Origin of the sequence: Microbacterium sp. No. 7 (assembly GCF_001314225.1) — a bacterium.
GTDB lineage: Bacteria > Actinomycetota > Actinomycetes > Actinomycetales > Microbacteriaceae > Microbacterium.
The window spans coordinates 2,654,498-2,680,300 of record NZ_CP012697.1; the positions used below are offsets into that span (position 1 = coordinate 2,654,498).

A 25,803-nucleotide genomic window follows, 5' to 3' on the forward strand; every position below is an offset into this window, starting at 1 on the left:
GCCACTATATTTGTACCTAGTACAAATAACTGCGGAGAACTCGATACGCATGCCCCTCGGCCACGACGCGATCGTCGACCTCGTCGACGTCACCGTCCGTTATGGACCCTCCGCACCGTCCGCGCATCCGCCCGCGCTCGACGCGGTCAGCCTGCGGATACGGCGGGGCGAGGTCTTCGGCGTCATCGGCGAGAGCGGAGCGGGCAAGAGCACGCTGCTGGACCTGCTGATCGGCGCCATCGCCCCCGCCGAGGGCACCGTGAGCGTGCTCGGTCGCGCCGTGCCCGCGCTCGACCGCCGGGCGCTGCGCGCCCTGCGGCGCGAGATCGGCGTCGTCTTCCAGGGCGTGCACCTGCTCGGCAACCGCACCGTGCGCGAGAACGTCGCGACGCCCCTGCGGCTGCGACGGCGCCGGTCGCGGGCCGAGGACGACGCCGCGGTGGCCGAGATGCTCCGGTTCGTGGGGCTCGGCGACCACGCCGACCGTTTCCCCGCACAGCTCAGCGGCGGACAGCGTCAGCGCGTCGGCATCGCCCGGGCGCTCGTCACGCGGCCCCCGCTCCTGCTGTGCGACGAGCCGACCTCGTCGCTCGACGCCGTCACCACCGGCGAGGTGCTCGCGCTGCTGCGCGACGCGCGCGACCGGCTCGGCACCACGGTCGTGGTCGTGACGCACGACCTCGACGTCGTCCGCGCCGCGTGCGACCGCGTCGCGCTCTTCGAGCGCGGCGTGCTCCGCGACGTGCTCACCGTGACGAACCGTCCCGCACCCCGGCACGGCACCTACCTCGACCGCGCCCGCCGGGAGCTCGGCGCATGAGCTGGCTCGCGGAGGTGCTGGCCGCGCACGGCGACGACCTCGTCGAGGCGCTCGGCGAGACCGGGTACATGCTCGCGGTGTCGCTGACCGCCGCCGTCGTGCTCGGCCTGCCGCTCGGCACGCTCGTCTACCTCACCAGGCCCGGCGGCCTCGTGCCGCAGCGCGTCGTCTGGACGATCGGCAACCTCGCGATCAACGTGGTGCGCTCGTTCCCGTTCCTGCTGCTCGTCGTCTTCCTCATCCCGCTGACGCGTCTCGTCTACGGCACGAGCTTCGGCACGCCCGCCGCGACCTTCTCGCTCTGCTTCGTGGCCGTCGCGATCTACGGACGGCTGGTCGAGCAGATCCTGCGCGAGATCGACCCCGGCATCCCCCGCGTCGCCGACACGATGGGTGCGACGCTGCCGCAGATCATGTTCCGCTTCCTGCTGCCCGAGGCGCGCCCGGGGCTCGTGTACGCGCTCACCTCGGCGAGCATCAGCCTGCTGTCGTACTCGACGGTGCTCGGCGTCGTGGGCGGCGGCGGCATCGGCGACTTCGCGATGCGCTACGGCTACCAGGAGTACAACGACGCACTCATGTACCTCACGATCGCGATCATCCTGGTCTGCGTGCTGCTGATCCAGGCGATCGGGCATCGCGTCTCGGAGCGGCTCGACCACCGCTGACCCCACGACCTTCTGTCCACACCCCCATCCCACAAGGAGTCCCCCGTGTCCTCACGTCGTATCGTTTCCTCGCGTCGTCTCCGTGCCGCCGGCACCGTGCTCGCCGCCGCCCTGCTGTTCACCGCGTGCGCGTCGGCGACGCCCGCGGAGACGCCTGCGACGGATGCCGCCGAGGCGGCGCCCGTCACCCTGCGCGTCGCTGCGGTCACGTCCCCCATGACCGACATCGTCGAGGCCGCGGGCGAGGCGATCGACCCCGCCTACGAGATCGAGCTCGTCGAGGTGTCCGACTACGTGACCGTCAACCGCATGCTCGCCGACGGCGACATCGACGCGAACTTCGCGCAGCACACGCCGTTCATGGAGGAGTTCAACGCCAAGAACGGCGCCGACCTGCACGCCGTGCAGCCCGTCTACAACTTCGTCATCGCCTTCTACTCGAAGACCATCGACGACATCGCCGACCTGCCCGACGGTGGGCGCGTCGCGATCCCCGACGACGCGTCGAACACGGGGCGTGCGCTCAAGCTGCTGGCATCCGAGGGTCTCATCGAGCTCGATCCCGCGGTCGACCCGTATGCCGCGACGGTCGACGACATCGCGCAGAACCCGAAGTCGCTGCAGTTCCAGCAGGTGTCGATCATGCAGCTCAACACGGCGTACGACGAGGCCGACCTGGTGTTCCAGTGGCCGTCGCACATCGCCGCGCTCGGCCTGAACCCGTACGACGACGGCCTCATCACCGAGCTCGACGACCGCTTCGCGCTGCAGCTCGTCGTCCCCGGCGACCGTGTCGACGACCCGTCCACCGCCGCCCTCGCCGCCGCGTTCGGCAGCGACGAGGTGCGCGCCATCATCGAGGCCAACCCCTCCATCGAGGTCGCGTTCTGATCCCACGCCCCTCGTCCTGCGCCGCCGGCCGGCGCATCCGTCGTTCCCGAGGAGATCTCGCGTTCCTGAGGGGCGAATCCCCGGATTCGCCCCTCAGGAACGACGTGGCCCTCGGGAAGGGAGCCGAAGAGCACACTCCCGCTCGTCACCGCATCCGGTGCAGGCCCTGGGCGACGGCGCGCATGACGGCGTGCTGCACGCCGGGCCAGTCGTGCACGACCTGCTCGTATCCCACGCGGATGACGTGATAGCCCATCAGCGCGAGCTGCGCGTCGTGGCGGATGTCCTCGGTACGCTGCGCCCCGACGTGCGTGCCGCCGTCGATCTGCAGCACGAGTCGATCGCCGAGGAGGAAGTCCACGCGATGGCCGGCGATCCAGGCCTGTGGCACGATGCGCACGCCGAGCCATCGCAGGCGCAGAACGACGAACGTCTCGAGCCCGGAGTCCGAGAACGGCGTCGCCGCCGCGAGCACCTCCCGCGCACGAGCGGACAGCGGCAGCCGCTCGAGCACGAGGGCGTCGACGAGCTGCTTGTTGAGCGCCGACTCCCACACCGCGAGCGCCTGCTCGAACGGAAGGCACCCGGCGACCAGAGCGAGCACGTTCTCGATCTCGTCGACGAGCGCGCCTGGCGCGCGCGGGACCAGCGGCTCGGCCCAGTGCACGAGGGCGCGACGCTCGCCCGCGTCATCCTCCCCCGCCTCCCGCTCGATCCGCACCGCTCCCGAGTGCGGCGGCGCCGCCACGTGCGGTCGCTCCTCCCGCTCCAGCATCCAGAGCCCGAGCCGCCGCGCCTGCGTGACGCACGTCAGCACGACGCCCGCCCGGGCCGCGGCCACCAGGTGGACATCGGCGTCCGGCACGGCGACCCATCCGCGGCGCGGCCGCTGCAGCCGACCCGCGCGAACGGCATCCGTGACGTCGTTGCCGCGAAACCCGGCATCCTTCAGCAGGCGCGTCTTCACGACCCCGCCGCCTGAGCGAACCAGCTCTTCCATGCACGAGAGTGTGCGCCGCCGCGCTGCGCCCGTGGAGCGGGACGACCCGATCTGTGGACAGATTCGCCGTGGAGCGCATTGTGTAGACGTTGTGCAGGGAAGGGACGCCGGGGTGCCACCGGCCGGCGCATCCGTCGTTCCCGAGGAGATCTCGCGTTCCCGAGGGGCGAATCCCCGGATTCGCCCCGCGGGAACGACCCGACCCGCGGGAACGAACGACGACGGGGCCGGTAGAATGGCGGGCAGCCCACACACTCAGGCACGCTCACACGGTGCCGCATATATCGCTCGAGGAGAGCCTCTATGACTGCGCAGATTCCCGACAAGCCCGCTCTGGAAGGCCTCGAGCCCAAGTGGGATGCCGCCTGGTCGGAGCAGGGCACGTACCTGTTCGACCGCGACGCCGCGCGTGCGAAGGGCCGCGCGGGCGTGTTCTCGGTCGACACCCCCCCGCCGACCGCGTCGGGCTCGCTGCACATCGGCCACGTGTTCAGCTACACGCACACCGACGTCAAGGTGCGCTACGAGCGCATGCGCGGCAAGACCGTGTTCTACCCCATGGGATGGGACGACAACGGCCTGCCCACGGAGCGCCGCGTGCAGAACTACTACGGCGTGCGCTGCGACCCGTCGCTGCCGTACGAGGCCGGCTTCACCCCGCCGTTCCAGGGCGACGCGAAGAGCCTCAAGCCCGCCGACCAGGTGCCGATCAGCCGGCGCAACTTCATCGAGCTGTGCGAGAAGCTGACGATCGAGGACGAGAAGCAGTTCGAGGACCTCTTCCGCCAGCTCGGCCTCTCCGTCGACTGGACCCAGACGTACCGCACGATCTCGGACGACACGATCCGCACGAGCCAGCTCGCGTTCCTGCGCGGCCTGGAGCGCGGCGAGGCCTACCAGGCCCTCGCGCCCACGCTGTGGGACATCGACTTCCGCTCCGCGATCGCGCAGGCCGAGCTCGAGGACCGCGAGCAGCCCGCCTCATACCACCGCATCGCGTTCCACAAGAGCGACGGCTCGGGCGACATCCAGATCGAGACGACGCGACCCGAGCTGCTGCCCGCGTGCGTCGCGCTCGTGGCCAACCCCGACGACGAGCGCTACCAGCCCTACTTCGGCTCGACGGTGCGCACGCCGCTGTTCGACGTCGAGGTGCCGGTGCTCGCGCACCACCTCGCGCAGCAGGACAAGGGCTCGGGCATCGCGATGATCTGCACCTTCGGCGACGTGACCGACATCATCTGGTGGCGCGAGCTCGACCTGCCCAACCGCACGATCCTCGGCCGCGACGGCCGCGTGATCGAGGAGGCGCCCGAGGCGATCGTGTCGGATGCCGGCCGGGCCGCGTACGCCGAGCTCGCGGGCAAGACCGTGTTCAGCGCCAAGAAGCGCGTCGTCGAGCTGCTCGAGGCCTCGGGTGAGCTGATCGAGGTGTCGAAGCCGTTCAGTCACCCCGTGAAGTTCTACGAGAAGGGCGACCGCCCGCTGGAGATCGTCTCGACGCGTCAGTGGTACATCCGCAACGGCGCCCGCGACGAGGCGCTGCGCGACCGGCTCATCGAGCTCGGGCAGCAGATGCGCTGGCACCCCGACTTCATGCGCGTGCGCTACGAGAACTGGGTCGGCGGCCTCACCGGCGACTGGCTCGTGTCGCGCCAGCGCTTCTTCGGCGTGCCGATCCCCGTGTGGTACGCCCTCGACGAGAACGGCGAGCGCGACTACGACCGCGTGCTGCTGCCGGATGCCGCCGCGCTGCCGATCGACCCGACCGTCGACGTGCCCGCCGGCTACAGCGAGGACCGGCGCGGCGTGCCGGGCGGCTTCGAGGCCGAGGCCGACATCCTCGACACGTGGGCGACCTCGTCGCTCACGCCGCAGCTCGCGGGCGGCTGGCAGCGCGACGACGAGCTGTGGAGCCTCGTCGCGCCGTTCGACGTGCGCCCGCAGGGCCAGGACATCATCCGCACCTGGCTGTTCTCCACCATGCTGCGCAGCGCGCTCGAGGACGACCGGGCGCCGTGGACGGATGCCGCGATCAGCGGCTTCATCGTCGACCCCGACCGCAAGAAGATGTCGAAGTCGAAGGGCAACGTCGTCACCCCGGCCGACATCCTCGCCGGCCACGGCACCGACGCGGTGCGCTACTGGGCCGCGTCGAGCCGCCTGGGCGCCGACGCCGCGTTCGACCCGCAGAACCCCACGCAGGTGAAGATCGGCCGCCGCCTGGCGATCAAGGTGCTGAACGCCGCGAAGTTCGTGCTCTCGTTCCCCGTCCCCGAGGGGGCGCGGATCACGCACGCGCTCGACGCCTCGATGCTCGCGACCCTCGACCAGGTCGTCCGCGATGCGACACGGGCGTTCGAGGCGTACGACCACGCCCGGGCCCTGGAGATCACGGAGTCGTTCTTCTGGACGTTCTGCGACGACTACCTCGAGCTCGTCAAGGAGCGCGCCTACGACCGGGCCGACGTGGGGCAGGCGTCCGCGGCGCTCGCGCTGCGTCTCGCGCTGTCGACGCTGCTGCGCCTGCTCGCTCCCGTGCTCGCGTTCGCGACCGAGGAGGCGTGGTCGTGGTTCGAGGAGGGCTCGATCCACACGGCGCCGTGGCCCGAGCCGCTCGGCGACGGGTCCGACGCCGCGGGCGACCCCGCCGTGCTCACGCAGGTGAGCGCCGCGCTCATCGGCATCCGCCGGGCGAAGACCGAGGCGAAGGCCTCGCAGAAGACGCCCGTGACGTCGCTCGCGATCGCGGGGCCCGCCGAGGCGCTCGACGCCGTGCGCCTCGCCGAGGGCGACCTCAAGGCCGTGGGCCGCATCGCCGAGATCGCCTATGCCGACGCCGACGCCCTCACCGTGAGCGACGTCGTGCTCACGCCGCAGGAGGTCTGACATGCAGCTGGGCACGAGGTGGGCGGCCGGCTCCGAGCCGCCCGCCTCGGTTCCCGCGGTGCTGCGCGCGGCGATCGCCGAGGTCGAGGCCCGCGCGGCCGACCCCGGAGCGCGCTGGACGCTGACCTGGCTGGAGGGCCGGCCGATCGCGGAGCTCGACGCCGGCTGGGAGGTGCTCGTCGACGCCGCGGGCGACGTCGTCGCGCGCCCTTTCGACGACTGACCTAGGCTGAACGGGTGACGGATGCCGCGCCCAACCCCCTCCTCGCCTCCCCCTCGCTCCCCTACGGGCTGCCCGACTACCGGGCCATCCGTCCCGAGCACTACCTGCCGGCGTTCGAGGCCGCCTTCGCGGAGCATCTCCGCGAGGTCGAGGCCGTCGCCGCGAACCCCGACGCGCCGACCTTCGAGAACACCCTCGTGGCGCTCGAGCGCGCCGGCGAGCTGCTGGCACGGGTGTCGGGGGCCTTCTACACCGTCTCGTCCGCCGACGCGACCGACGAGATCCAGGCGATCGACGAGACCCTGGCCCCGCTCATGTCGGCCCACCACGACGCCATCCGGTTCGACGCCCGCCTCTACGCGCGCATCCGCGAGCTGTACGAGCGCATCGACGAGCTGGGCCTGGACGCCGAGAGCCGCTACCTGCTGCAGCGTCGCCACGACGAGCTGACACACGCGGGCGCGGGACTCGACGAGGAGGCGAAGACGCGGCTCACCGGGATCAACCAGCAGCTGTCGCAGCTGACCACGGCGTTCGAGAAGAACCTGCTCGCCGACACGAACGAGCTGGCGGTCGTCTTCGACGACGCCGCCGAGCTCGACGGGCTGACGGAGGGCGAGCTGTCGGCGACGGCGCAGAACGCCGCCGATCGCGGCCTGCCGGGGAAGCACGTCGTCACGCTCACGCTGTTCACGGGGCATCCGTATCTGGGTTCGCTCACGAACCGCGAGAGCCGTCGCCGGCTGCTGGAGGCGTCGCGCGCCCGCGGCGCCCACGGCGGCGCGCACGACAACCGGGACGTGCTGCGGCGGATCGTGCGGCTGCGGGCCGAGCGCGCCGCGCTGCTCGGCCATCCGACCCACGCGAGCTACGTGACGAGCGACGAGACGGCGGGCTCGCCCGAGGCCGTGCACGCCATGCTGCGCCGTCTCGCCGCGCCGGCGGCGGAGAACGCCCGTCGCGAGCAGGCGGCGCTGCAGCGGCTCGTCGACGCAGAGGCGGAGCCGTTCGCGCTCGAGGCCCACGACTGGGCGTTCCACACCGAGAAGGTGCGACAGGAGCGGTACGCGATCGACCGCACCGCGCTGCGGCCGTGGTTCGAGGCCGAGCGGGTGCTGCAGCACGGCGTGTTCCGCGCGGCGACGGAGCTGTACGGCGTCACGTTCGCCGAACGGGGCGACCTGGCCGGCTACCACCCCGACGTGCGGGTGTTCGAGGTGTTCGAGCCCGACGGCGGCCCGCTCGGCCTGTACACGCTCGACCTGTACACGCGCGACACCAAGCGCGGCGGCGCGTGGATGAACTCGATCGTCGCGCAGTCGCGCCTGCGCGGCACGCAGCCGATCGTCACGAACAACCTGAACGTCGCCAGGCCCGCCGCCGGCCGGCCGACGCTGCTGACGCTCGACGAGGTCACGACGCTCTTCCACGAGTTCGGGCACGCGCTGCACGGCCTGTTCGCGACCGTCACCTACCCGCGCTTCGCGGGCACGAACGTGTACCGTGACTTCGTGGAGTTCCCGAGCCAGGTCAACGAGATGTGGATCCTGTGGCCCGAGATCCTCATGGGCTACGCGCGTCACGCCGACACCGGCGAGCCGCTGCCGCAGGACGTCGTCGACCGGCTGCGGGCGTCGGAGACCTTCAACCAGGGCTTCGCGACGAGCGAGTACCTCGCGGCGTCGTGGCTCGACCAGGCCTGGCACTCGCTCTCGGCCGCCGAGGCGGCCTCCGACATCGACGTCGCGACGTTCGAGGCGCGCGCCCTGGCCGACATCGGCCTCGACAACCCGGCCGTGCCGACGCGCTACTCGTCGACGTACTTCGCCCACGTGTTCTCGGGCGGCTACAGCGCCGGGTACTACTCGTACATCTGGAGCGAGGTGCTCGACGCCGACACGGTCGAGTGGTTCCGCGAGAACGGCGGGCTCACGCGCGAGAACGGCGAGCGCTTCCGCCGGCGCCTGCTCGGCGTCGGCGGGGCGAAGGACCCGCTGGAGGCCTACCGCGACTTCCGCGGCCGAGACGCCGAGATCGCGCCGCTCCTGGCACGTCGGGGCCTCGACGCCTGACGGTGCCCCGGACGCCGGCCTCACCCGTCGGCGGGCGGCGCGCCGACGGCGTAGACGAGCCGGGCGAACTGGCCCGCCGCGCGCGCCGAGACGAGCCGCAGGCGATCGGACTCGATGCGGCGCGGCAGGAGCGGGGCACCGCCGGCGAGCAGCACCGGGGCGATCGAGACGGCGATCTCGTCGAGCGCGCCGATGTCGGCGAACTGTCCGGCGAGGTCGCCGCCGCCGACCACCCACACGTCGCGGTCGCCCGCCGCCGCGCGGATCGCGGGCAGCGCCTCGGCCACCGGCCCCCGGACGAACCGCACGTCGGCGCCCGCCGGCACCGGCAGGTCGCGTGTCGTGAAGACGTACACCGGGCGCTCGCCGTGGAACTCCGCCCACTTCTCCGGGTGCGCGAGCAGGTCGGACTCCGCGAGCAGCCACTCGTACGTCGTGGACCCCTCCACGAGCACGCCCGCGTTCGCCGGCAGGAGGCTCTCGTCGGGGCTGTCGCCGCCCTCCACCGCGAACAGCCAGCCCAGCGAGTTGTGCTCGTCCGCGATCCAGCCGTTGAGGGAGGTCGCCGTGTCGAAGAGGAATCGTGTCATGACCGCGATGCTAGGCGGCACCTCCGACATCGCCGGGGCGATGGCCCCGACCGGGTCGCTGAGCCTAGGCTGGCGGAAGACCGACAGGAGGCCATCATGACCCTCGTTCCCGACGCGCCCCGCAGCCTCGCCGATCGCATCGACCTCGAGCCGCTCCCCCTCGCCGTGGTGCGTCACGCGGGCCTGCGCCTCGACGACCTGCGCAGCGTCTTCGACGCGGGCTTCTCCGCCCTCGGCCGCGCCTTCGCGGGCGGGGCTCTCACGCCCACGAGCCCGGCGATCGCGATCTACCGCGGCGACCCGCAGGACGTGTTCGACCTCGAGCTCGGGTTCGTGGTCACGGCCGCGCCGCGGACGCCCATCGTGGATCGCGGCACGGAGATCACGGCATCCGCCCTCCCCGCCGGACCGGCCCTCGCGACGACGCACGTCGGCGACTACGACGGGCTCGGCGAGGCGTGGGGCTCCCTCGTCGCCGAGGGGGCCGAGCAGGGTGCGGGCCCCGCCGGCGTCTGGATCGAGATCTACGTGACCGACCCGTCGAACGCCGAGGACGAGCTGCGCACCGACCTCATCATGCCGATCGCGGGCTGACCGCCGATCGCAGGCCGATGCCGCGGGTCAGGCGCTCTTGCGCTTCTGCCGCAGCACGAGCGTGGGCGGCGCGCCCTCGGTGACGGCGGCGCGCGTGACGACGACCTTCACGACGTCGTCGGCCGACGGGATCTCGAACATGATCGGACCCAGCACGTTCTCCAGGATCGCGCGCAGGCCGCGCGCGCCGGTCTTGCGCGCGATCGCGAGGTCGGCGATGGCGCGCAGCGCGTCGTCCTCGAACTCGAGGTCGACGCCGTCGAGCTCGAACATGCGCTGGTACTGCTTGACGAAGGCGTTCTTGGGACCCGTGAGGATCTCGATGAGCGCCTCCTGGTCGAGCGGCGCGACCGAGGTCACGACGGGCAGCCGTCCGATGAACTCGGGGATGAGCCCGAACTTGTGCAGGTCCTCGGGCTCGACCTCGGCGAACAGGTCGAGGTTCTTGCCCTTGTCCTGCAGCGGCGCGCCGAAGCCGACGCCGTGCTTGCCGACGCGCGACGACACGATGTCCTCCAGCCCCGCGAAGGCCCCGGCGACGATGAACAGCACGTTCGTCGTGTCGATCTGGATGAACTCCTGGTGTGGATGCTTGCGCCCGCCCTGCGGGGGGACGGACGCCACCGTGCCCTCGAGGATCTTCAGCAGCGCCTGCTGCACGCCCTCGCCGGAGACGTCGCGCGTGATCGACGGGTTCTCCGCCTTGCGGGCGATCTTGTCGACCTCGTCGATGTAGATGATGCCGGTCTCGGCGCGCTTCACGTCGAAGTCGGCGGCCTGCAGCAGCTTGAGCAGGATGTTCTCGACGTCCTCGCCGACGTAGCCGGCCTCGGTCAGGGCCGTGGCGTCGGCGACCGCGAACGGCACGTTGAGCCGCTTGGCGAGCGTCTGCGCGAGATAGGTCTTGCCGCAGCCAGTGGGGCCGAGCAGCAGGATGTTGCTCTTCGCGATCTCGACCTGCTCGGCACGCTGCTCGGCGGGCTGCAGCGTGCCGTGCGAGCGCACGCGCTTGTAGTGGTTGTAGACCGCGACCGACAGCGCGCGCTTGGCCTGATCCTGACCGACGACGTACTCGCCGAGGAAGGAGAAGATCTCGCGCGGCTTGGGCAGGTCGAACTCGACGACCGCGGAGCCCGACGACTCCGCCATGCGCTCCTCGATGATCTCGTTGCACAGCTCGACGCACTCGTCGCAGATGTAGACGCCGGGGCCCGCGATGAGCTGCTGCACCTGCTTCTGGCTCTTGCCGCAGAAGGAGCATTTGAACAGGTCGGCGCTCTCACCGATGCGAGCCATCTCGCTCCTCCTCGTGGACGGATCAGGAAGCACCTTGAGCCTAACCGGTCGCACCGACATGATGGCGGATTGATCGACGCACCTCGTCATCGTGCGTCGCGGGAGAATAGGCTGAGCGATGCCGCCGGCCTTCGCCGAGCAGAAGGCTGCCGATCAATATAATGGTTCGATTCGATGTCCATCGATCGAACAAGGAGGCGGCCATGAATCGCAGAGCCGCTCGACCGCTGAAGACCGCGATCTTCGTGGCGCAGCAGATCGTCGCCGACATCAACCGCCGGGGAAACATCCCCGGCGACCGTCTGCCCCCCGAGCGCGCGATGCTCGAGCAGTACGAAGTGGGCCGGGGAACGCTACGCGAGTCGCTGCGCTTCCTCGAGCTCCAAGGCATCATCATGCTCAAGCCCGGACCCGGCGGCGGGCCCGTGGTGCAAGCGCCCGACGCGTCGGGGCTGGCAACGACGCTCACGCTTCTCATGCAGTTCGGCGGCGCGACGCTGCAGACGCTCATCGAGTCGCGGCGTGGCCTGGAACCGCTGACAGCCCGCCTCGCGGCGAGCCGCATGACCGTCGCTCAACGGCAGTCGCTCACCGAGAACCTCGAGCTCATGTCGGCGCACATCGACGACAACGAATCGTTCCTCCACTACAACCGCGACTTCCACATCGAGCTCGCGCACGGGTCCGCCAACGTGATCTACGGATGCGTCGTCGACGCACTGGCGCACCTCATCGACGGCCACACCGTGGGCGTGACCTACTCGGAGCCCCGCCGCCGAGCCGTGCTCGACGCGCATCGCCGGATCCATCACGCCATCCTGAACTCCGATCCCGATGCCGCCGAGAACGCGATGGCGCTGCACATTCAGGAGTACATGGACTATGTCGTCGCGCGCCACCCGAGTGCGCTGGATGCGCGCATCGTCTGGGAGCTCTGACCGAGCGACGCGGTCTCAGATCTCGACGGCCCAGACCGATCCGCCTCGCACCTCGCGCGCCTTGGCAGGGTTGAGCGGGTGGAAGCCGGCGCACACGTAGAGCGTGCGTCCCTCCTCCCCTCCGACCGCACACGCCGACGGGCTGCCGGCCTGCGCGGGCAACGTCACCCGTGCGACGAGCCGGCCCTCGGCATCCCAGCAGAGCACGTCGCGCGATGCGGGGAAGGCGACCCAGAGTCCCTCGCTCCCCCACGACATGCCGTCGGGCACCGGCGGCGTCTCGACGAACGTACGCCGCGAGCCCGTGACGGACAGGTCGACGGCGGTGATGCGAGCGCCCGAAGACTCCGCGACGTAGAACGTCGTCCCGTCGCTCGCCATGCCGTTCGCATCGTCGAACCCGCCGAGCTCGTCGGCCGAGCGCACCCGGCCGGAAGCGTCGAACGCCAGCAGAGGTGCTGCGGTCGCCGGTTCCCGGGCAAAGAAATCGGAGCCGAACTGGCTGACGAAGCCGGTGCCGTCATCGAAGAGGATGAGGTCGTTGGCCGTGCCGCCCGGGAGAGGTCGCAGGTCGGCGAACAGCTCGGGGTCGCCCGACGCACCGCGGAAGCGGTAGACGATGCGCTCGAGCATCGACACCACGAGCAGATCCCCCTCGGCGGTCAGCCCTGTGCCTCCCGCCAGCGCGGAGCCGTCGTCACCGGGAGGAGGCAGCGTCGCGAGCACGCGCACCTCGCCGTCGGCGTAGCCGAGGACAGTGCCCGCGTGCATATCCGAGAAGATCAGGCCCGCAGAGGTCCATCGCGGGCATTCCGGCCAGGTCAGCCCGCTCACGAGCAGCCGGCCGCCCGTGATCTCGCGTGTCTGCACCCCGCTCATCCTTCTTCGCTTCCTCTCCGCACCACGGCCAGGCCGCGAATCGGCGGGTCCGCGTCAGCCGCCGACGGCACGGTCCGCGCCATCCCAGTACCGCGCGCGCAGGTCACGCCGCATGAGCTTGCCCGAAGAGTTCTTCGGCAGCTCGTCGACGATCTCGATCCGCCGAGGCTGCTTGTAGCCCGCGATGCCTTCGCGACATGCTCGCGCGATCGCCTCGGTCGTGAGTCCCGCGCCCGGCTCCGCGACGACCGCGGCCAGCACCGTCTCGCCCCACTTGGGATCGGGGATGCCCACGACGGCGACCTCGGCGACGCCGGGCACCGTCGAGATCACAGCCTCGACCTCACTCGGAAAGACGTTGAAGCCGCCCGAGACGATGAGATCGCGCTTGCGGTCGACGATGTAGAGATAGCCGTTCTCCAGCACCCCGATGTCGCCGGAGGCAAGCCAGCCGTCGTCGCCGATGATCGTCTCGCCGGGGAGCCGCCAGTATCCGGCGAGCACCTGGTCGCCTCGCACCTGCACCTCTCCGGGCTCTCCGTCGGGCAGTTCGTCGCCGTCGCCGTCGACGATCCGCAGGTCGATGAACGGAGTGACCCGGCCGGCGCTCGCGAGCGTCTTCGGCACGCTGCCGTCGGGGAGCAGCATGTGGTCCGATTGGCTGAGCGCGGTGAGCGGCACGGGAGCCTCCGTGAGCCCGTAGCACTGCACGAAGACCGAGCCGAAGGCCTTGATCGCACGGACGACCTTGTCAGGCGCCATCGGCGAACCGGCGTAGATGACCGTGCGCAGGGTGCTCGTGTCGTAGTCGCCGCGCTCGGCCTCATCGGTCAGCATCGTGACGATCGTGGGAACGACGGGCGTGGCCGTCACACCGTATGCACCGATCGCAGCGAGAGCCTCGTCGGCCTTGAACTCGCCCAGGAAGACCTGGCGGGCTCCGCGCACCGCATAGAGCAGGCCGATCCATCCGGCGAGGTGGCTGAGCGGCGCGACCTGCAGCAGCGTGTCGTGCTCACTCACCGACGGCAGTTCCGCCATGAGATTGCGCAGTGTCGCCGTGATCGTCGCATGCGTGTGCATCACGCCCTTCGGGCTCCCGGTGGTGCCCGACGTGTACGGCATCCAGGCGAGGTCGGAAGGAGCGCCCGCGTGCGGTGCCGCCGGTTCCGCCTCGAGCAGCCGTGCGACCGTAAGCTCATCCGGCGCGCCCGTGCTCCTGACGACGTGCACGTCGTATCGGAGCGCACCGACGGCGGCGACGACCGCGTCGTACGTCTCGGGATCGACCACGATCGCCCTCGCATCGGCGTTCTGCGCAATCCCGGCGATCTCGTTCGCGTGCAGGCGGAAGCTCACCGCGACGCGCACGTACCCGCCCCAGAGCAACCCGTGGTCGAGCAGGAAGAACTCCTCGCTGTTGCGCAGCGCAAGCACGACGCGGTCGTCGGGGCTCGCACCCAGTCCTGCGATTCCGCCGGCGAGACGCGCAGCCTTCGTGCGAAGCTGCGCGAAGCTGACATCCTCGCCCGAGCGCGCGACGTAGGCCGGACGATCAGCGAAGACGTCGTACGAACGACGAAGCAGCTCCGAAACGGTGCGCTGGATGCCAGAGGTCGCCATTGACCCTCTCCTCAATGTGTTGGCTGACGAGCGAGCGGCGCGGTCTCGTGTGAGCGAGACACGCACTTCAATGTTATCAATCATAGTCAGAGATATACTCCACATGGCGATCCGATATCCGGGTCGGTATCGTCCCCTCCAGCGCCGTTCAAAGGAGAACCATGACTTCCGACGCCTTCGTCATCGACGCGATCCGGTCTCCGATGGGGAAGGGCAAGGCAGGCGGCGCGCTCAGCGGCCTGCACCCGGTGGAGGTGCTGGCGCAGGTGTTCCAGGCGCTGCTGGCTCGCCATCCGTCGCTCGACCCCGCTGAGGTCGACGACATCATCGTCGGATGCGTCACGCAGGTCGGCGAGCAGTCCGCGTCGCCCGGGCGGTTCGCCTGGCTCGCCGCGGGGCTCCCCGAGCACGTGCCATCTGTCACGATCGACCGCAAGTGCGGCTCGGGACAGCAGGCCATCCACTTCGCGGCGCAAGGCATCATGTCTGGCACATATGACATCGTGATCGCCGCGGGCATCGAGATGATGAGTCGTGAGCCCATGGGCAGCAACCGCAACGGCAAGGATCCGTTCGGGCCGGACATCGCGCAGCGATACTCCCCCGGCCTCGTCTCCCAGGGCGTGTCGGCCGAGCTCGTCGCAGCGAAGTGGGGGCTCACGCGAGAGCAGATGGATGCATTCGGGCTCGAGTCGCACCGCCGGGCCGCAGCGGCCGCCGACAACGGCGGCTTCGCCCGTGAGATCGTGCCGATCTCGACACCCGATGGCCTCGTGGCCGCCGACGAGTCGATCCGCCGCGGCGGGACACTCGAGTCGTTGGCCGGCCTGCCCGCCCCGTTCCGAACAGACGAGCTCTCCGAACGCTTCCCCCAGATCGCCTGGAGCGTCACGGCCGGGAACTCGTCGCAGATCACTGATGGTGCCGCCGCCGTCCTGCTGGTGAGCGAACGCGTCGCACAACGGCTCGGGCTCACGCCACGGGCACGGATCCATCAGATGGCCGTCGTGGGCGACGATCCGATCCTCATGCTCACGGGCCCCATCACCGCGACGCGGAAAGCGCTGCGTCGGGCGGGCATGACGACGGACGACATCGATCTCTTCGAGATCAACGAAGCCTTCGCGTCGGTGCCGATGGCATGGTCGGCCGAGCTCGGCGTCGACGACACGAGACTCAACACGCGTGGCGGGGCGATCGCGCTCGGCCACCCGCTCGGGGCATCCGGCGCACGCATCTTCGCCACGCTGCTGAACGCGCTCGAAGACACGGCCGGCCGCTACGGTCTCGTGTCCATCTGTGAGGCGGGCGGTATGGCCAACGCCACGATCATCGAGCGCATCTGATCGCGCGACCCTCGAAGGAGCACACCGTGGAGATCTCAGCAGCGTCCGCCATCGTCACCGGCGGCGCATCCGGCCTCGGCCTCGCCACCGCGCGGCGGATCGCCCGTCGCGGCGCGCACGTCGTCATCCTTGATCTGCCCACCAGCGAGGGCGCCGCGATAGCCGAGGAACTGGGCGGATCGTTCGCTCCGGCCGATGTTCGCGACAGTGAGGCCGTCGCTCACGCCGTGCAAGCCGCGGCCGCGATCGCGCCCCTGCGCATCCTCGTGCACTGCGCAGGACGCGGCGGTGGCGTGCGCGTGGTCGACCGAGACGGCGAGCCCGGCGATCAGAAGCTGTTCGACGAGATCGTCAGCATCAACCTCATGGGCACGTTCAACGTGCTCCGGCTCGTCGCGGCGCAGATGGTCACGAACGACCCGATCGACGGCGAGCGGGGAGTCTGCGTGCTGACGGCGTCGGTCGCCGCCTGGGAGGGGCAGATCAGCCAGACTCCGTACTCCGCTTCCAAAGCAGGGGTCGTGGGCATGACGATCGTCGCCGCACGCGATCTCGCCTCACGGCTCGTACGCGTCAACACCATCGCACCGGGACTGTTCGAGACGCCGATCCTCGCACGCTTCTCGCCGGAGACCCTCAACGGCATCGCCGCGCAGGTTCCGCATCCCGCGCGACTGGGACGACCCGACGAGTTCGCCGCCCTCGCCGACCACATCATCGACAATCCCATGGTGAACGGCGAGACCATCCGCCTCGACGGCGCGATCCGCATGGGCCCCCGCTGAGGCCCCCGAACGACGGAACCCCGCCGCGCAGGCGCGGCGAGGTTCTCCGGAGCGGGCGTCGTCAGGCCGACAGCGCCGCCTGCTGCCCGCGCTTGCGGGTGGTGAGCACCTGGTCGACGATGCCGTACTCGAGCGCCTCGGCGGCCGAGAGGATCTTGTCGCGGTCGATGTCCTTGTGCACCTTCGCGACGTCCTGGCCCGTGTGGCGGGCCATCGTCTCCTCGAGCCACGTGCGCATGCGCATGATCTCGGCGGCCTGGATCTCGATGTCCGAGGCCTGGCCGTGGCCGGCCTCGCCCATCGCCGGCTGGTGCATGAGGATGCGCGCGTTCGGCAGCGCGAGGCGCTTGCCCGGCGCGCCGGCCGCGAGCAGCACCGACGCGGCCGAGGCCGCCTGGCCCAGCACGACGGTCTGGATCTGCGGCGACACGTACTGCATCGTGTCGTAGATCGCCGTCATGGCCGTGAACGAGCCGCCGGGCGAGTTGATGTACATGATGATGTCGCGGTCGGGGTCCTGGCTCTCCAGCACGAGCAGCTGCGCCATGACGTCGTCGGCCGAGGCGTCGTCGACCTGCACGCCGAGGAAGATCACGCGGTCCTCGAACAGCTTGTTGTACGGGTCCTGGCGCTTGTAGCCGTAGGCGGTGCGCTCCTCGAACTGGGGCAGGATGTAGCGGCTCTGCGGCAGGGGGCGGCCCTGCGGAAGGCCGAAGGCGGGGGTGTTCATCGGGTCTGTCTCCTCCGGTCTCAGTTGTCGGTTCCGCCGCCGCCGCTGACGTCGGCGGCATGGGCGCGGATGTGATCGACGAAGCCGTACTCGAGGGCTTCCTCGGCGGTGAACCAGCGGTCGCGGTCGCCGTCGGCGTTGATCTGCTCGACGCTCTTGCCGGTCTGCGCGGCGGTGATCTCGGCGAGGCGGTTCTTCATCGAGACGATGAGCTCCGCCTGCGTCTGGATGTCGCTCGCGGTGCCGCCGAAGCCGCCGTGCGGCTGGTGCAGCAGCACGCGCGCGTTCGGCGTGATGTAGCGTTTGCCCTTGGTGCCGCTGGTCAGCAGCAGCTGGCCCATCGAGGCGGCCATGCCGATGCCGACCGTGACGATGTCGTTCGGCACGAACTGCATCGTGTCGTAGATGGCCATGCCCGCGGTGATCGAGCCGCCGGGCGAGTTGATGTAGAGGTAGATGTCCCGCTCGGAGTCCTCCGCGGCGAGCAGCAGGATCTTGGCGCAGATCTCGTTCGCGTTCTCGTCGCGCACCTCCGACCCGAGCCAGATGATGCGGTCCTTAAGCAGCCTGTCGAAGACGCTCGTCGCGACAAGGGGTTCAGCCATGAGTGCTCCTGTTTCCGGGATGTGGTCGACATCGAATCTACCCACGCGCCACGGGCGCCCCGCCCGTGTTCGCCGTCGGCATAGTGCCGGTACGGCGAAGGGGTGGATGCCGCGGCATCCACCCCTTCGCCGATGTGGTTACTTCGCGTCGTCGGCGGGCGCCTCGTCGTCAGCGGCCTCGTCGGCGGCCGCCTCGTCGGCGGCGTCGTCCGCGGCATCCTCTTCGGCAGCCTCGTCGTCGGCGCCGGTGTCGACGGCGGCGAACTCGCTCAGGTCGACGGCCTTGCCGTCAGTGTCGACGACCGAGACCTTGCCGAGCACGATCGCGAGCGCCTTGTTGCGGGCGACCTCGCCGATCATGACGGGCAGCTGGTTCGACTGCTGCAGCATGTTGACGAAGTCCTGCGGGGCCAGGCCGTACTGCGCGGCCGACTGGATGAGGAACTGCGTCAGCTCGTCCTGCGAGACCTGCACCTGCTCCTGCTCGACGATCTTGTCGAGGATCATCTGCGTGCGGAAGCGGCGCTCGCTGGCCTCGGTCACCTCGGCGCGGTGCTCGTCGTCCTCGAGGCGGCCCTCGCCCTCGAGGTGCTCGTTCACCTCGTCCTCGACGAGCTGTGCGGGCACGGGGATGTCGGCCTTCTCGATCAGCAGCTCGACGAGCTTGTCGCGCGCGGCGGCGCCCTGGCCGAAGACGGACTGCTGGGCGACGCGCTCGACGAGCGACTCGCGCAGCTCGGCGATCGTGTCGAACTCGCTCGCCATCTGAGCGAAGTCGTCGTCGGCCTCGGGCAGCTCGCGCTCCTTGACCGCCTTGACGGTCACGGCGACCTCGGCCTCCTCGCCGGCGTGGTCGCCGCCGACGAGCGTCGAGCGGAACGTGGTCTCCTCACCGGCGGTGAGCGAGTCGATCGCCTCGTCGATGCCGTCGAGCATCTCGCCCGAGCCGACCTCGTACGACACGCCCTCGGCGCGGTCGATCTCGGCGCCGTCGATCGTCGCGACGAGGTCGAGCTCGACGAAGTCGCCGGTCGCGGCGGGACGGTCGACCGTGATGAGCGTGCCGAAGCGGGCACGCAGGCGGTCGAGCTCCTCCTCGATCGCGGCGTCGTCGGTGGCGACCGCGTCGACCTCGATCGAGATGTCCTCGTAGGCGGGCAGCTCGAACTCGGGACGCACGTCGACCTCGACCTCGACCTTCAGGTCGCCCGAGAAGTCCTTGTCGCTCGGCCACTCGACGACCTCGGCCGACGGGCGGCCGACGGTGCGCACCTCGTTCGCGGTCACGGCCTCGCGGTAGAACCCGTCGAGGCCCTCGCTGACCGCGTGCTCGAGCACGGCGCCGCGGCCGATGCGCTGGTCGATGATGGGCGCGGGCACCTTGCCCTTGCGGAAGCCGGGGATCTGCACGTCCTTCGCGATGTGCTCGTACGCGTGGGCGATGCTCGGCTTGAGCTCGTCAGGGGTGACCGTGATGTGGAGCTTCACCCGTGTGGGGCTCAGCGTCTCGACGGTGCTGGTGACCATGCCTTCGTTCTCCTCGTGTCCGGCCGCGCGCACGCGACCGGGTAGTGGTCTGGGTCTGTGGGGTCCGTGTCGGGGCGACAGGATTTGAACCTGCGACTTCCCGCTCCCAAAGCGGGCGCTCTACCAAGCTGAGCTACGCCCCGGGGCGCGCACGAGCGTGCGCCGAAAACGACCGCGTGCAAGTCTAGCCGACGAAGGCCTGTAGACTTGTCTGGTTGCCGCGGCTCACGCCGCCGCGGGGATGTAGCTCAATGGTAGAGCCTCAGTCTTCCAAACTGATGGTGCGGGTTCGATTCCCGTCATCCCCTCCACACGCGCCTCTCTGTCCGCCCCAGCGCATCCCCTTACTTCGGCGAGACTGCACGTGCGCGACGAGACTGCCGGTCTGGCGGGCTGTCTCGTCGCACCGATGCCGTCTCGCGGGGCTGAGGAGGCGGTGTCAGGCGAGGGAGACGCCGAAGACGAGGCCCAGCAGGTACGTGATCGCGGCGGCGCCGAAGCCGATCGCGAGCTGGCGCAGGCCGCGCTTGAGCGGCGGGCCGCCCGACAGCAGGCCGACCGTCGCGCCGGTGAGCAGGAGCGCGAGGCCGACGAGCACGAGGGCGAGCACGACGGCGGCGACGCCCGTCATGCCGAACAGCCACGGCAGCACGGGGATGATCGCACCCGACGCGAAGAAGAGGAAGCTGGATGCCGCGGCCCCGAGCGCGCTGCCGACGACCTCGTGGTCGTTGCGCGCCTCGGCGGGGCGCTGATACGGCTGCGACCGGTCCGCCGCCTGCGCCGCGGCGACGACGCGATGCGCCTTGTCGCGCGCCTCGTCGGCGCCGAGCCCCCGGGTGCGGTACACGAGGGCGAGCTCGTTCGCGTCGAGGTCGAGGTCGGGCAGCGCCTCGTCGGCGTACGCGTTCGGCTCGGTCGCATCGAGCAGCTCCCGCTGCGAGCGCACCGAGACGAACTCACCCGCACCCATCGAGAGGGCGCCCGCGAGCAGTCCCGCGACGCCGCTGAACAGCACGAACGACGACGAGACGCCGGTCGCCCCGATGCCCATGACGAGCGCGAGGTTCGAGACGAGGCCGTCGTTCGCCCCGAACACCGCCGCGCGGAACGTGCCCGACAGCCGCCGCCGGCCGCGTGCCGCGAGGCCGCGCACGACCTCGCGGTGGATCTTCTCGTCGGCGGCCATCTGCGGCGTCGCGAACGGCTCGGTGTCGTACGGCGAGCGGTCCTCGGCGTTCTGCGCGAGCGCGAGCACGAAGATCGAGCCGAACCGCCGGGCCATCCAGCCGAGCACGCGGCCGCCGAGACTCGGGGCCGGCAGCCGCGCCGGCTCGCCGCCGAGCAGCGCGAGCCAGTGCGCCTCGTGCCGCCCCTCCGCCTCGGCGAGGGCGAGCAGGATCTCGCGCTCCTCGCCCTCGCGCCGTGCGGCCAGCTCGCGGTAGACCCGGGCCTCGGCGCGCTCGTCGACGAGGTACCGCGCCCAGCGACGGCGATCGCGGTCGGTCGGCGTGGCGGTCGCGGTCACAGAAGCCTCCAGCACTCGGCGGAACGATCAGGGGAACAAAACGCCTCCACGCTAGCGGCGGCGCGTGCCGCGCACCCCGCGTTCGCCCCGATTGCCAGCATTTCGGGCATCCGAACAGGACGCCGACCCCGGCACGGGGACGACGGATGCGCGGCTACGAGCGCACGCGGCGGCGCATCACCTCGATGCGCGACTGCAGCTGGGCGACCGTCGCGCGCGCGACCTCCGGGCCGCCGCACACGCGCCGCAGCTCGGCATGGATCGCGCCGTGCGGCTCGCCGCTCTGCCGCGCGTAGAGCCCCACGAGGCTGTTCAGCAGCTGGCGCTGCTCGCGCAGCGTGCGGTGCAGCGGCGCGGGCAGCCCGGCCGCGTCGTCCTCGGGCTTCTCGGGCGTCTCGGCCGCCTCGGTGCGCTCTCGCTCCTTGCGGTGCCGCGACTGCCGTGCCTGGCGCTGCATGAGCAGCTCGTGCACGTGCTCGGGCTCCAGCAGCCCGGGGATGCCGAGGAACTCCTCCTCCTCGGGCGTTCCGGGCACCGCGAGCTGACCGAACTCCCGCCCGTCGTAGAGCACGCGGTCGAAGTGCGCGACCGAGCCGAGCGCCTGGTACGAGAACTCCTCGGTCAGCGCGTCGGATGCGTCGTCCTCGCGCTCGGCCTTCTCCAGCAGGTCGTCGTCGAGGCCGTCGTCGTCGCCGTCCGACTCGCGGTCGAGCGCGTGGTCGCGCTCGCGCTCCATCTCGCCGGCCAGCTCCATGAGCTGCGGCACGTGCGGCAGGAACACGGATGCCGTCTCGCCGCGGCGCCGGGCCCGCACGAAGCGCCCGATGGCCTGCGCGAAGAACAGCGGCGTCGACGCGCTCGTGGCGTAGACGCCGACCGCCAGACGCGGCACGTCGACGCCCTCCGACACCATGCGCACGGCGACCATCCAGCGGTTCGTCGCCGTGGTGAACCGCTCGATGCGCGACGAGGCGTCGGCGTCGTCGGAGAGCACGACCGTGGGCTGCTCCCCCGTGATCTCGCGGAGGATCGCCGCGTACGCCCGCGCCGCGGTCTGGTCGGTCGCGATGACCAGCCCCCCGGCATCCGGCACATCGGCGCGCACCTCCGACAGGCGCCGGTCGGCGGAGCGCAGCACCGCCGGGATCCACTCCCCCTCGGGGTCGAGGGCGGTCCGCCACGCCTGCGCCGTGACGTCCTTCGTGTTGTCCTGCCCGAGGTGGGCCTCGAGCTCGTCGCCGGCCTTCGTGCGCCAGCGCATCTTGCCGGCGTAGACGAGGAACAGCACGGGCCGCACGACGCCGTCGGCGAGCGCGCGGCCGTAGCCGTAGTTGTAGTCGGTGCGCGAGAGGCGGATGCCCTTCTCGTTCGGGTGGTACTCGACGAACGGGATCGGCGCGGTGTCGCTGCGGAAGGGGGTGCCGCTGAGCAGCAGGCGCCGCGTCGCCCGGCCGTACGCCTCGCGCAGCGCGTCGCCCCAGCTGAGCGCGTCGCCGCCGTGGTGCACCTCGTCGAGGATCACGAGCGTGCGCGCGTCGTCGACGAGGTGCCGGTGCACGGATGCCTTGACCGCCACCTGCGCGTACGTCACGGCGACGCCGTGGTAGTGCCGCGCGGGCACGCGGTGCCGGTTGGAGAAGCGCGGATCGAGGCGGATCGACACGCGCGCCGCCGCGTCGGCCCACTGCGTCTTGAGGTGCTCGGTCGGGGCGACGACGACGATGCGGTCGACGACGCGGCGGCGCAGCAGCTCGCTCGCGAGGCGCAGGGCGAACGTCGTCTTCCCCGCGCCGGGCGTCGCGGCGGCGAGGAAGTCGCGCGGGCCCTTGCCGACGCCGTCGGGCCCGTCGAGGTCGAAGTAGGTCTGCAGGGCCTCGGCCTGCCACGCCCGCAGGCTCTGCGCCGTGCCCCACGGGGCGCGCTGCGGGAACGACGGCGGCAGGTGCTCGGCCGCGAAGCTGCCGAAGTGCTGCTCCCCCTGCGCGTCCCCGATCACGAGAGACCACCTTAGGCGAACCGTGCGACACGGCCGGCCGCGTCACCGCGGATGCGGGGTAGCCTCGTACCGACCACGAGTCGAGGAAGTGTCATGCGCAGAGACGATCCGTCGCCCGACGATCACCGTTCCCCCTACGTCGCCAACGAGACCGCCCATCCGTGGCGGCGCATGGTGTCGATCGGCGACTCCTTCACCGAGGGCGTCGGCGACCCCGAGCCCACCGCGCCCAACGGCCTGCGGGGCTGGGCCGACCGCGTCGCCGAGGTGCTCGCGGCGCAGGCGGACGACTTCGCGTACGCGAACCTCGCGGTGCGGGGCAAGCTCATCGCGCAGATCACGGCCGACCAGATCGAGCCCGCGCTGGCGCTCAGCCCCGATCTCATCACCTTCTCGGCGGGCGGCAACGACGTCATCCGTCCCGGTGCCGACCCCGACGAGGTCGCGCAGCAGTTCGAGGACGCCGTCATCCGCCTGTCGTCGGGCGGCGCGACGCTCGTCGTGTTCACGGGCATCGACACGAACTTCACGCCGGTGTTCCGCGGCATCCGCGGCCGCGTCGCCATCTACAACGAGAACATCCGCGCGATCGCCGACCGGTACGACTGCATCGTCGCCGACCAGTGGGCGCTCAAGGAGGTGCAGGATCCGCGGTTCTTCGACGACGACCGGCTGCACTACAACGCGCTCGGCCACCACGAGATCGCCCGCATGGTGCTGCGCGCCCTGAACGTGCCGAACGACCTGCGGCCGATGCAGCCCGGTCCCGTGCCGACGCTGTCGTGGCGCGAGGCCCGCGCCAACGACATCGTGTGGGCGCGCCAGCACCTCGTGCCGTGGGTGCTGCGGCGCCTGCGCCACCAGTCGTCGGGCGACAACGTCACCGCCAAGCGCCCCGACGCGCTGCCCGTGGAGGGCGTGCGCCCCGACGCCTGATCCCGAGCCGCTCAGCCCCGCCCCGAGTCAATCCCCGCCCGCCGAGCCAATACTCGTTCCGCGCTTGCGGGGCATTGACTGGGCGCCGGAGGGTTGACTCGGCGCGGGATCGCCGACCGCTCAGCGCAGGGCCCAGAGGGCGACGGCGGCGGCCGCGGCGACGTTGAGGGAGTCGACGCCGCCGTGCATGGGGATCGTGACGATGGTGTCGGCTGTGGAGAGGGCGTGGCGGGAGAGGCCGTCGCCCTCGGCGCCGAGCAGCAGGGCGACGCGGTCGGGACGCCTCGCGGCGAACGCGTCGAGCGGCACCGCGTCGTCGGCGAGCGCGAGCGCGGCGACGTGCAGGCCCCCGTCGCGCAGCACGTCGGATGCCGCGGGCCACTCCGGCAGCCGCGTCCACGGCACCTGGAACACGGTGCCCATGCTCACCCGCACGCTGCGCCGGTAGAGCGGGTCGGCGCAGCGCGGCGAGATGAGCACCGCGTCGGCGCCGAGCCCCGCCGCGGCGCGGAACGCGGCTCCGACGTTGGTGTGGTCGACGATGTCCTCCAGCACGAGCACGAGGCGGGCGCCCGCGACGACGTCGGCCACGGCGGGCAGCGCGGGCCGGTGCATGGCGGCGAGGGCCCCGCGGTGCACGGCGTAGCCCGTGAGCCGCTCGGCCACGGCATCCGTCACGACGTACACGGGCGCGTCGCCCGCGAGGCCGTCGACGTCGTCCCGCCACTTCTCCTGCACGAGCACCGACCGCGGGCGGTGTCCCGCCGCGACGGCCCGCGCGATGACCTTCGCCGACTCGGCGATGTAGAGCCCGCCCTCGGGCTCGAGCACGCGCCGCAGCGCGACGTCGGTGAGGTCGCGGTAGTCGGCCAGCCGCGGGTCGCCGGGATCGTCGATGCGCACGGTGACAGGCATCCCCCTACTCTCGCACGGTCCCGTAACATGCCCGAAAACCGGGCGGCGTAGTGTCGCTCGCATGACTCCCGTGGTCGAGCTCGACGATGTGACCGCCCTCGACGTGCGCCGGGCCGTGGACGCCCTCGCAGGCTGCCGCATCGCGGTGCTCACGGGAGCCGGGGTCTCGACCGACTCCGGCATCCCCGACTATCGCGGCAAGGGCGCGCCGACCCGCACGCCCATGACGTGGCAGACGTTCCGCGAGTCGGAGGCGGCCCGGCGCCGCTACTGGGTGGGCAGCCACCTCGGCTGGCGCGCGTTCTCGGCCGCGGCGCCCAACCGCGGGCACGCGGCGCTCGCGGCCCTCGAGGAGCACGGGCTCGCGTCGGGCGTCGTCACGCAGAACGTCGACGGCCTGCACCTGCAGGCGGGCAGCCGCCGGGTGATCGAGCTGCACGGCACGATGCGCCGCGTCGGCTGCACGGCGTGCGGGCAGGTGTTCGACCGGCGCGACCTGGCGGCGCGCATCGAGGCGGACAACCCGTGGATCACGGTTCCGGATGCCGTCGAGCTCGGCCCCGACGGCGACGTGCTGCCGGCGTCCAGCGATCGGTTCGTCGTGCCCGACTGCTCGGTGTGCGGCGGCATGCTGCGCCCCGACATCGTGTTCTTCGGCGAGTACGTGCCCGCCCTGCGGTTCGGCGAGGCGGAGCAGCTGGTCGCGGCCAGCGGCGCCCTGCTCGTGGCGGGGTCGTCGCTCGCGGTGAACTCCGGCGTGCGGCTCGTCGAGCGGGCGCGGCGGCGGCGCCTGCCGGTCGTGATCGTCAACCGCGGCGAGACCCGCGCCGACCGCCGCGCGAGCGTCAAGATCGACGCCGGCACGTCCGAGGTGCTGCAGGCCCTCTCCGACGGGCTGCTCGCGCGCTGAGCCCGGCGGCCGCCCGGCCCGGCGACCTCTCGACCCGGCGAC

Annotated in this window: 23 protein-coding genes and 2 tRNA genes; 13 read left to right on the plus strand and 12 right to left on the minus strand. The window is 71.1% G+C overall.

Going from position 1 to position 25,803, the window contains the following annotated elements:
* Positions 1–49 precede the first annotated feature (49 nt).
* The 3 genes from AOA12_RS12285 to AOA12_RS12295 are packed head-to-tail and all read left to right on the plus strand — an operon-like array spanning position 50 to position 2,379.
* Positions 50–820: an ATP-binding cassette domain-containing protein gene (locus AOA12_RS12285; protein ID WP_054683124.1), complete on the plus strand. Its 771-nt coding sequence runs from the start codon at positions 50–52 to the stop codon at positions 818–820.
* Positions 817–1,488, plus strand: a complete 672-nt coding sequence (locus AOA12_RS12290; protein ID WP_054683126.1) for a methionine ABC transporter permease — start codon at positions 817–819, stop codon at positions 1,486–1,488. Before AOA12_RS12285 ends, AOA12_RS12290 begins: the two co-directional genes overlap by 4 nt.
* A 45-nt stretch (positions 1,489–1,533) precedes the next feature.
* Positions 1,534–2,379, plus strand: a complete 846-nt coding sequence (locus AOA12_RS12295; protein WP_231637075.1) for a MetQ/NlpA family ABC transporter substrate-binding protein — start codon at positions 1,534–1,536, stop codon at positions 2,377–2,379.
* A gap of 145 nt (positions 2,380–2,524) precedes the next feature.
* On the opposite strand, the gene AOA12_RS12300 is transcribed toward AOA12_RS12295, so the two are convergent.
* A complete protein-coding gene (locus AOA12_RS12300) occupies positions 2,525–3,379 on the minus strand; it encodes an endonuclease domain-containing protein (protein ID WP_054683128.1) in 855 nt (284 codons plus the stop codon).
* 303 nt (positions 3,380–3,682) lie between these two features.
* On the opposite strand from AOA12_RS12300, the gene valS reads away from it, so the two are divergent.
* The 3 genes from valS to AOA12_RS12315 are packed head-to-tail and all read left to right on the plus strand — an operon-like array spanning position 3,683 to position 8,563.
* Positions 3,683–6,268: a valine--tRNA ligase gene (gene valS, locus AOA12_RS12305; protein ID WP_054683131.1), complete on the plus strand. Its 2,586-nt coding sequence runs from the start codon at positions 3,683–3,685 to the stop codon at positions 6,266–6,268.
* Between the two features lies 1 nt (position 6,269).
* Entirely contained in the window at positions 6,270–6,491 is a 222-nt protein-coding gene (locus AOA12_RS12310; protein ID WP_054683133.1) for a hypothetical protein, read from the plus strand.
* Between the two features lie 14 nt (positions 6,492–6,505).
* The gene (locus AOA12_RS12315; RefSeq protein WP_054683135.1) at positions 6,506–8,563 is read left to right on the plus strand and encodes a M3 family metallopeptidase; all 2,058 of its coding nucleotides are present in this window, start codon (positions 6,506–6,508) and stop codon (positions 8,561–8,563) included.
* A gap of 20 nt (positions 8,564–8,583) precedes the next feature.
* On the opposite strand, the gene AOA12_RS12320 is transcribed toward AOA12_RS12315, so the two are convergent.
* Entirely contained in the window at positions 8,584–9,153 is a 570-nt protein-coding gene (locus AOA12_RS12320) for a dihydrofolate reductase family protein (protein ID WP_054683137.1), read from the minus strand.
* 96 nt (positions 9,154–9,249) lie between these two features.
* Between AOA12_RS12320 and AOA12_RS12325 the strand changes: the two genes are divergently transcribed.
* Positions 9,250–9,747, plus strand: a complete 498-nt coding sequence (locus AOA12_RS12325; RefSeq protein WP_054683139.1) for a GyrI-like domain-containing protein — start codon at positions 9,250–9,252, stop codon at positions 9,745–9,747.
* Between the two features lie 27 nt (positions 9,748–9,774).
* On the opposite strand, the gene clpX is transcribed toward AOA12_RS12325, so the two are convergent.
* On the minus strand, positions 9,775–11,043 hold the full coding sequence (clpX, locus tag AOA12_RS12330) for an ATP-dependent Clp protease ATP-binding subunit ClpX (protein WP_054683142.1): 1,269 nt from the start codon (positions 11,041–11,043) through the stop codon (positions 9,775–9,777).
* A 203-nt stretch (positions 11,044–11,246) separates the two neighbouring features.
* On the opposite strand from clpX, the gene AOA12_RS12335 reads away from it, so the two are divergent.
* Complete coding sequence (locus tag AOA12_RS12335) at positions 11,247–11,981, plus strand: FadR/GntR family transcriptional regulator (RefSeq protein ID WP_054683143.1); 735 nt, start codon at positions 11,247–11,249, stop codon at positions 11,979–11,981.
* Between the two features lie 15 nt (positions 11,982–11,996).
* Here AOA12_RS12335 and AOA12_RS12340 read toward each other — a convergent pair whose 3' ends face one another.
* Entirely contained in the window at positions 11,997–12,851 is an 855-nt protein-coding gene (locus AOA12_RS12340) for an SMP-30/gluconolactonase/LRE family protein (protein WP_054683145.1), read from the minus strand.
* A 63-nt stretch (positions 12,852–12,914) separates the two neighbouring features.
* Positions 12,915–14,483: a class I adenylate-forming enzyme family protein gene (locus tag AOA12_RS12345; protein ID WP_054683147.1), complete on the minus strand. Its 1,569-nt coding sequence runs from the start codon at positions 14,481–14,483 to the stop codon at positions 12,915–12,917.
* 161 nt (positions 14,484–14,644) lie between these two features.
* Here AOA12_RS12345 and AOA12_RS12350 point away from each other — a divergent pair, with 161 nt between their 5' ends.
* Together AOA12_RS12350 and AOA12_RS12355 are read left to right on the plus strand one after the other, a co-directional pair.
* Positions 14,645–15,829, plus strand: a complete 1,185-nt coding sequence (locus tag AOA12_RS12350; protein ID WP_054683150.1) for a thiolase family protein — start codon at positions 14,645–14,647, stop codon at positions 15,827–15,829.
* Positions 15,830–15,855: 26 nt separating this feature from the next.
* On the plus strand, positions 15,856–16,614 hold the full coding sequence (locus AOA12_RS12355; RefSeq protein WP_054683152.1) for an SDR family NAD(P)-dependent oxidoreductase: 759 nt from the start codon (positions 15,856–15,858) through the stop codon (positions 16,612–16,614).
* 61 nt (positions 16,615–16,675) lie between these two features.
* On the opposite strand, the gene AOA12_RS12360 is transcribed toward AOA12_RS12355, so the two are convergent.
* From AOA12_RS12360 to AOA12_RS12375, 4 genes are all read right to left on the minus strand, one after another.
* Entirely contained in the window at positions 16,676–17,344 is a 669-nt protein-coding gene (locus AOA12_RS12360) for an ATP-dependent Clp protease proteolytic subunit (protein ID WP_054683155.1), read from the minus strand.
* Between the two features lie 20 nt (positions 17,345–17,364).
* On the minus strand, positions 17,365–17,949 hold the full coding sequence (locus AOA12_RS12365) for an ATP-dependent Clp protease proteolytic subunit (protein WP_054683157.1): 585 nt from the start codon (positions 17,947–17,949) through the stop codon (positions 17,365–17,367).
* Between the two features lie 138 nt (positions 17,950–18,087).
* Positions 18,088–19,476, minus strand: coding sequence for a trigger factor (gene tig, locus AOA12_RS12370; protein ID WP_054683159.1), 1,389 nt, complete (start codon positions 19,474–19,476; stop codon positions 18,088–18,090).
* Between the two features lie 69 nt (positions 19,477–19,545).
* Positions 19,546–19,619, minus strand: a tRNA-Pro gene (locus AOA12_RS12375).
* Positions 19,620–19,713: 94 nt separating this feature from the next.
* On the opposite strand from AOA12_RS12375, the gene AOA12_RS12380 reads away from it, so the two are divergent.
* Positions 19,714–19,787 (plus strand) — tRNA-Gly (locus AOA12_RS12380).
* Positions 19,788–19,915: 128 nt separating this feature from the next.
* Here AOA12_RS12380 and AOA12_RS12385 read toward each other — a convergent pair.
* On the minus strand, positions 19,916–21,004 hold the full coding sequence (locus AOA12_RS12385; protein ID WP_054683161.1) for a VIT1/CCC1 transporter family protein: 1,089 nt from the start codon (positions 21,002–21,004) through the stop codon (positions 19,916–19,918).
* A 154-nt stretch (positions 21,005–21,158) separates the two neighbouring features.
* The gene (locus tag AOA12_RS12390; protein WP_054683163.1) at positions 21,159–23,000 is read right to left on the minus strand and encodes a DEAD/DEAH box helicase; all 1,842 of its coding nucleotides are present in this window, start codon (positions 22,998–23,000) and stop codon (positions 21,159–21,161) included.
* Between the two features lie 93 nt (positions 23,001–23,093).
* On the opposite strand from AOA12_RS12390, the gene AOA12_RS12395 reads away from it, so the two are divergent.
* Positions 23,094–23,936, plus strand: coding sequence for an SGNH/GDSL hydrolase family protein (locus AOA12_RS12395; RefSeq protein WP_054683164.1), 843 nt, complete (start codon positions 23,094–23,096; stop codon positions 23,934–23,936).
* A gap of 120 nt (positions 23,937–24,056) precedes the next feature.
* Here AOA12_RS12395 and AOA12_RS12400 read toward each other — a convergent pair whose 3' ends face one another.
* Complete coding sequence (locus tag AOA12_RS12400) at positions 24,057–24,851, minus strand: TrmH family RNA methyltransferase (RefSeq protein ID WP_054683166.1); 795 nt, start codon at positions 24,849–24,851, stop codon at positions 24,057–24,059.
* Positions 24,852–24,912: 61 nt separating this feature from the next.
* Between AOA12_RS12400 and AOA12_RS12405 the strand changes: the two genes are divergently transcribed.
* Positions 24,913–25,761 carry a Sir2 family NAD-dependent protein deacetylase gene (locus AOA12_RS12405; RefSeq protein ID WP_054683168.1) on the plus strand — a complete coding sequence of 283 codons (849 nt, stop codon included), beginning with the start codon at positions 24,913–24,915 and terminating at the stop codon, positions 25,759–25,761.
* Positions 25,762–25,803 lie beyond the last annotated feature (42 nt).

Excerpts from the sequence above, each read along its gene's own strand:
- AOA12_RS12285 (WP_054683124.1), top strand. The coding sequence starts at position 50 with ATGCCCCTCGGCCACGACGCGATCGTCGACCTCGTCGACGTCACCGTC.
- AOA12_RS12320 (WP_054683137.1), bottom strand. The coding sequence starts at position 9,153 with ATGACACGATTCCTCTTCGACACGGCGACCTCCCTCAACGGCTGGATC.
- valS (WP_054683131.1), top strand. The coding sequence starts at position 3,683 with ATGACTGCGCAGATTCCCGACAAGCCCGCTCTGGAAGGCCTCGAGCCC.
- AOA12_RS12360 (WP_054683155.1), bottom strand. The coding sequence starts at position 17,344 with ATGAACACCCCCGCCTTCGGCCTTCCGCAGGGCCGCCCCCTGCCGCAG.
- AOA12_RS12405 (WP_054683168.1), top strand. The coding sequence starts at position 24,913 with ATGACTCCCGTGGTCGAGCTCGACGATGTGACCGCCCTCGACGTGCGC.
- AOA12_RS12325 (WP_054683139.1), top strand. The coding sequence starts at position 9,250 with ATGACCCTCGTTCCCGACGCGCCCCGCAGCCTCGCCGATCGCATCGAC.
- AOA12_RS12400 (WP_054683166.1), bottom strand. The coding sequence starts at position 24,851 with ATGCCTGTCACCGTGCGCATCGACGATCCCGGCGACCCGCGGCTGGCC.
- AOA12_RS12310 (WP_054683133.1), top strand. The coding sequence starts at position 6,270 with ATGCAGCTGGGCACGAGGTGGGCGGCCGGCTCCGAGCCGCCCGCCTCG.
- AOA12_RS12345 (WP_054683147.1), bottom strand. The coding sequence starts at position 14,483 with ATGGCGACCTCTGGCATCCAGCGCACCGTTTCGGAGCTGCTTCGTCGT.
- AOA12_RS12365 (WP_054683157.1), bottom strand. The coding sequence starts at position 17,949 with ATGGCTGAACCCCTTGTCGCGACGAGCGTCTTCGACAGGCTGCTTAAG.
- AOA12_RS12290 (WP_054683126.1), top strand. The coding sequence starts at position 817 with ATGAGCTGGCTCGCGGAGGTGCTGGCCGCGCACGGCGACGACCTCGTC.
- AOA12_RS12300 (WP_054683128.1), bottom strand. The coding sequence starts at position 3,379 with ATGGAAGAGCTGGTTCGCTCAGGCGGCGGGGTCGTGAAGACGCGCCTG.
- AOA12_RS12350 (WP_054683150.1), top strand. The coding sequence starts at position 14,645 with ATGACTTCCGACGCCTTCGTCATCGACGCGATCCGGTCTCCGATGGGG.
- tig (WP_054683159.1), bottom strand. The coding sequence starts at position 19,476 with ATGGTCACCAGCACCGTCGAGACGCTGAGCCCCACACGGGTGAAGCTC.
- AOA12_RS12395 (WP_054683164.1), top strand. The coding sequence starts at position 23,094 with ATGCGCAGAGACGATCCGTCGCCCGACGATCACCGTTCCCCCTACGTC.
- AOA12_RS12335 (WP_054683143.1), top strand. The coding sequence starts at position 11,247 with ATGAATCGCAGAGCCGCTCGACCGCTGAAGACCGCGATCTTCGTGGCG.
- clpX (WP_054683142.1), bottom strand. The coding sequence starts at position 11,043 with ATGGCTCGCATCGGTGAGAGCGCCGACCTGTTCAAATGCTCCTTCTGC.